Here is a 4,796-nt window from a genome sequence, read left to right as displayed (position 1 = left end):
TTCTATCGCCAACCCCCCCCCCTGGCTTCCCGCCCCGGCGCGATATCGGGCGCCCTGGGGCGGGGGCGCCCGGGGGGGGCGCCCACGGGCCCGCCGCCCCAGCTGGAGATCCAGGCCAGGCCCTGAAGCGGCGAAAGATCGCTCGAAGCCGCATTGACAACAGCATTAGGAAGCCAGGGTGAAGTCGTTGGGGGTGAGGGTCTTGCCGAGGTGCGGTGCCAGCAGGTGGGCTGCGAGCCGGGGCGGGACGGCGTTGCCGACCTGGCTGAAGATCTGGCCCTTGTTGCCCTGCCAGGGGTAGTCGGCGGGGAAGGTCTGCAGGATGCCGGCCTCGGCGGCGGTGATCCGGATCGGATCCGGGGCTGAGACCGTGCCCGGTGGCGTGGAGGGGGCCGGCTCGGCCTGCCCCACGCACTCGTTGGCCCGGTGGCCGAAGAACAGGGTCCCGGCCGGCTCATCGATGGTGCGGACGGTGGCGTTGGCCTGGTTGTTGCTGCGCAGGGTCCAGTGCCACACCGTGGGCGTCGCCTGTGGGGCGGGGACGGTATTCTCTGCCCGGCCATCCGCCCCAGCGGCAGTCGAGTTGGCGGGCGGGTGTGGCTTCCAGGTGCCGCGGTCGCGGGCGTCGCTGAGGGTCTTGCGGGAGCCGGAGGGGAACGGCTCGGGCCCGCCACCGGGGCCGCCCCCGGCGCACACGGTCGGTACGGGGCGGTCGGTGGCGCCCCAGCCGAGGGCCTCGGCCATGGAGATCCAGCGGGCGCGGCCCGGGCCGAACAGCGACTCGGGCTCGGCGTGTTTGGCGTGTGTGGGCGGCGGTGGCTCGGCGGTGCGCGTGCGCGAGGCGAGCAGGATTGCCCGCCGCCTGGTCTGTGGCACGCCGTAGTCGGCCGCATTCAAGATCCCGGTCCAGGCCGAGTACCCCCAGGTGCGCAGGATCGTGGCGTACTGGCGCCACAGGGGCAGGACGTCGGGGACTTCTTCCATCGCGACCCACTCCGGCTGACCGTGCTGGTGCAGGGCGTGCAGGTAGCGCATGGGTTCGGCGGCGAGCAGGGAGCGTGGGTCACGGCAGGCGGCGAGCAGCTGTTCGCGGGTGTCCAGGCCCTGGGCGAGGTCGGCGACGGCCTGGTGGACCAGGGGCTGGTCGAGGAGCCCGAGGCGCTTGCCGGCCATTGACCATGCCTGGCACGGCGGGCTCGCGATCAGGCCGGTGATCCGGCCGAGGAAGGGCCAGAGGGGGTAGGCCGCGACATCGGTGCGGATCGTCAACTGCCCTGCTGCAGCACGAGTTTTGCACGCCCACTCGTCCCATTCCAGGCCCACGTCCCGTACCCCGAACACGGTCAGGGCCTGGCTCCATCCCCCGGGGCCAGCGAACAGATCAAGAATCAAGAGGCCAGCCCGAAATCGCCCTGATCTGGCTCGACTTCGCCGCGGCAGGTCCATGGGGAGCAGCCGTCGATGACGCCGTCTTCCAGGTCCTGGGCGTCTGCTGCGCTGTCGCCGAGTTCTTGCTGCAGGGCGGCCCATTCGGCAGCGGTGACATGGTCGATCGGCGCCTGGTCGAGCGGCACGCGCGAGCGGTGCAGGAATGCTTCTCCCAGCAGTCGGTTGCCGGTGGCGTTGGCGCGGGCGTTGCCTTGCCGGATGGCTGCGTCGAAGGCCGCCACATCCGCCCACTCCTGTGGCGAGGAGTCCCGGATGGATCGCCACTGGGCGTTTCCATGAAATGGGCACCCGAGGCAGCTGGATTTCGGGGTGTCCGCTAGCCCGAGTGATGTCAAGTACCGGACACAATCAGTCCTGGACCAGTCCATATCGATGAGTGGGTGGCGGTTGCGCATGTATTTGACGTCCGAGTCCTTGGCTCGGTGGAATTCATCCGTCGAGATGCCGACCCACTGTTCCACGAAAACGCCTCGGGGGATGCGTGCTGGATAGGGGTATCCGAGGAGTTCGCGCACCTGCTTTTTCAGGGGCTTAATTTTGTACTCACCAGTGCATTGGCGCCTGGTCATGCCCGGCTTGCCATCTTTGTTCAGGATGTAGAGCGGCATGGAAGCGAAGCGGTGATCCGGGTCGAGTGCATCCTTTCTGATGTTCCCGGAGGAGACTCGCAGAATGGGTATTCCGGCCGGGGTGGCTATGTCCCGCTCCAGTCGGTCGAGATGCTGGTAAACGGCCTGCGGCTCCCAGCCGGTGTCGGCGAATATCGCGTAATCGACCTTGGGGAGAATGCCCTTGGCGGACAGGGCGAGCATGGCGCTGGATTGCACTCCAGCGCCTAGAGAAATGCATCGGAAGGCGGGGGATTCGGAAATGGTGCGACCTTAGGGAATGAGGCAGGAGGGAAGGAGGAGGCTCAGCGCCGCAGGGGTGCCGGGGACGGCGCGGCGGGCTGCACGAGCGCGGGCATTGCCGTCAGAGCGGCGCGGGAACCCGGCTGATGCCCTCGGCGGGTTCGCGCACCGTGGTCGTGGACGGATCTCCAGGCGGAGCGAGAGGGCGGGGCCGTGCGACCACGAGACGGTCGGACGGCGCAGGCCCGTATGTCATCGGGAGCGCGCGGGCGTGGCGGTGGCCAGGGGTTCTGCCGGGCGAGCGGTGGTCAGGGCCGGAGGCCGCGGGTGCCCGAAGCTCGCTGCCAGGGTGCGGCAGCCGTCAACAGTCAGGTGGACGCGTTCGTCGTGCAGGATCCGTGGGGACTCCTCGCGGCCGAGGAGTCCCCGGGCTTCCAGGGAGCGGATGGTGCTGATGCTGACGCGGACATCGTCGTGGCTGATCCTCGGCTTGTCGGTGTGCCGGTCGATCGTCACGAAGCCCTGGGCGGCGGCACGCAGGGCGGTGTGCTGCGTGGGCGAGAGGTCGAGCGACCGGCTCGCGGGCAGGAGACGCTGGTGGCGCAGCTCGACGGTCAGGAGTTCCGCGGTGGCCAGTGCGTCGTCGGCGCCGAGAGCGGTCAGGTCCCGTACGAGGATGAGGCGGCCCCTCACCTCCTCATGGGCCTCCTCAGCGGTCAGGGGCACCCCGTCCTCGTTGGGAGCGCCGACGCGGATGTCGTCGAGGATGTCCTCGGCGTCCAGGAGGTGATCGGCAGCGTCGAGGGCGAGATGGGCGAGCTGCCGGATGCGTGCGTAGACCGCGGATCCCGGCGCTGGGGAACATCGGCTGCTCGTTCAGTGCCTCGACGATGTGGAGCGCCGACTTGGCCAGGTGTTGCGTGCGAGGGATCTGCCTGCCGACCGCGGTCGCGGGCCTGGCGCCGTTGATCTCCATGACGTACAGCGAGTGGAGCGCGTCGTTGTGGCGGTTGTAGTCGGCACCGAGCGCGAGCAGTGCTTCGGGCGGGGAGAGGTGGGCGGTCATTGAGGAGGGGAAGGATCCGTTCGGTGAGGGGGCATGGTCGGCGGCGAGGCAGCGGGCGCGTGTTCGGGTTCCGGTGAGATGGCGCGGGGGAGGAGCCGGTGTGGGCTCTCGGAGGCGCGTCCCGTCACCGGCGTACGGCTGGAGTCGCGGAGGTTTTGGGCGTTGGCACCGCTGTGGTGGTGAGGGTGGCGGTGGGCCGGGATTGGACGAGAGCGCGCTGCCCCTGCTCGGTGACCGTGATGGCCTGGCCGACGCGCAAAGGGGTGCTGGTGTCGGTGGTGACGAGGCCGTGCCTGGCGAGGGTCCGGAAGGTGGCGAGGGAGATGCGGGTGCCGTCCTTGGCCGCGACCCGGGTGACGCTCCGTCCTTGCTGCTGCACCCGCTCATAGCGTCCTTCTCCCAGCGCCAGTGACTTCAGGGCCGAGCGCTGGGTGTCATTGAGCTTGGCCACGGCCTGCGGCGGGTGCGGTGATGTGGTCGGCAGGCTGCTATTGATGCTGGTGGCGAGGTAGTGACAGGCGGTTGCCCCCACGTTGAGCTGGTGGGCGGCGTCCTTGAGGTGGCCGTTCATGCGGGGGATGGCCTCGCCGTGACGCGCCGCGCGGGCTTGGGCGTCGTCGGCCGGATATCCGGCGAAGGGCGCTCCCTCGTACGGATTGGCGGAGATGGCCTCGGCGAGGTCGGTGCAGGCCAGGGATGCGCCGGCGACGATAGCGGAGAGGGCTTCCAGCCCGGCGCGGCTGCCGGTGACGCCGGTATACGTGCTGTCGTCTAGGCCGTGTATCGAAAGTGGATCTTGAGGTGTGAATGATCACGGTTCATGGGTCGGGGAGATCTCACGGATGAACAGTGGACGGTGTTAGAGCCGTTGTTGCCTACGGGGAGGAAGTCAGGGCGACCGCCCGTCTGGTCCCGGCGGCAGCTGATCGACGGCATACGGTTCCGGGTCAGGACCGGTGTGCCGTGGCGGGACGTGCCCGGCCAGTACGGACCGTGGGGCCGGATCTACGACTTGTTCCGCCGCTGGCAGCGGGACGGCACCTGGCACCGAGTCCTCACCCGGCTCCAGTCCCTGGCCGACGCCAAGGGCGTGATCACGTGGGACCTCAGCATCGACTCCACCGTGTGCCGCGCTCATCAGCATGCGGCCGAGGCACGCAAGCAGGGTGACCTGCAAAAGGAACCGCCGGGCGGTGTCTTCACCGAGCCCGGAGATCACGGACTGGGGCGCTCACGCGGCGGGTTCACCACCAAACTGCACCTGGCCGTCGAGCAGGGACAGAAGCCCATGTCGATCGTGATCACAGCCGGGCAGCGTGGGGACTCCCCGCAATTCGAGCCCGTGCTGGAGAAAATCCGGGTGCGTCGCGCCGGGGCCGGCAGACCCCGCACCCGACCGAACCGGGTGCGGGCCGACAAGGCGTACGCCT

The 4,796-nt window shown here is 69.2% G+C and carries 5 protein-coding genes; 1 reads left to right on the top strand and 4 read right to left on the bottom strand.

Translation table 11 applies throughout. From position 1 onward, the window contains the following. Positions 1-165: 165 nt before the first annotated feature. The 4 genes from ACWDVB_RS40110 to ACWDVB_RS40095 form a co-directional block, all read right to left on the bottom strand. Positions 166-1,446: a DNA cytosine methyltransferase gene (locus ACWDVB_RS40110; protein ID WP_451517008.1), complete on the bottom strand. Its 1,281-nt coding sequence runs from the start codon at positions 1,444-1,446 to the stop codon at positions 166-168. Further along, positions 1,389-2,261 (bottom strand): hypothetical protein, encoded by an 873-nt coding sequence (locus ACWDVB_RS40105; RefSeq protein ID WP_451517009.1) that lies wholly within the window; start codon positions 2,259-2,261, stop codon positions 1,389-1,391. Before ACWDVB_RS40105 ends, ACWDVB_RS40110 begins: the two co-directional genes overlap by 58 nt. Before the next feature lie 291 nt (positions 2,262-2,552). Then, positions 2,553-3,026 (bottom strand): hypothetical protein, encoded by a 474-nt coding sequence (locus ACWDVB_RS40100; protein ID WP_451517010.1) that lies wholly within the window; start codon positions 3,024-3,026, stop codon positions 2,553-2,555. Positions 3,027-3,490: 464 nt separating this feature from the next. Next, positions 3,491-3,937 carry a hypothetical protein gene (locus tag ACWDVB_RS40095; protein WP_451517011.1) on the bottom strand — a complete coding sequence of 149 codons (447 nt, stop codon included), beginning with the start codon at positions 3,935-3,937 and terminating at the stop codon, positions 3,491-3,493. Between the two features lie 249 nt (positions 3,938-4,186). Here ACWDVB_RS40095 and ACWDVB_RS40090 point away from each other — a divergent pair. Beyond that, positions 4,187-4,796 (top strand): IS5 family transposase (locus tag ACWDVB_RS40090; protein WP_451612060.1); only part of this gene is annotated, 610 nt, incomplete at its 3' end.

The organism is Streptomyces sp. NPDC003379 (genome assembly GCF_053589195.1).
This window is presented reverse-complemented; position numbering and strand designations above follow the sequence as displayed.

What these genes read in the sequence shown, in the direction of transcription:
- ACWDVB_RS40095 (WP_451517011.1), bottom strand. Translation starts at nt 3,937, where the DNA reads ATGAACGGCCACCTCAAGGACGCCGCCCACCAGCTCAACGTGGGGGCA.
- ACWDVB_RS40110 (WP_451517008.1), bottom strand. Translation starts at nt 1,446, where the DNA reads ATGGACCTGCCGCGGCGAAGTCGAGCCAGATCAGGGCGATTTCGGGCT.
- ACWDVB_RS40105 (WP_451517009.1), bottom strand. Translation starts at nt 2,261, where the DNA reads ATGCTCGCCCTGTCCGCCAAGGGCATTCTCCCCAAGGTCGATTACGCG.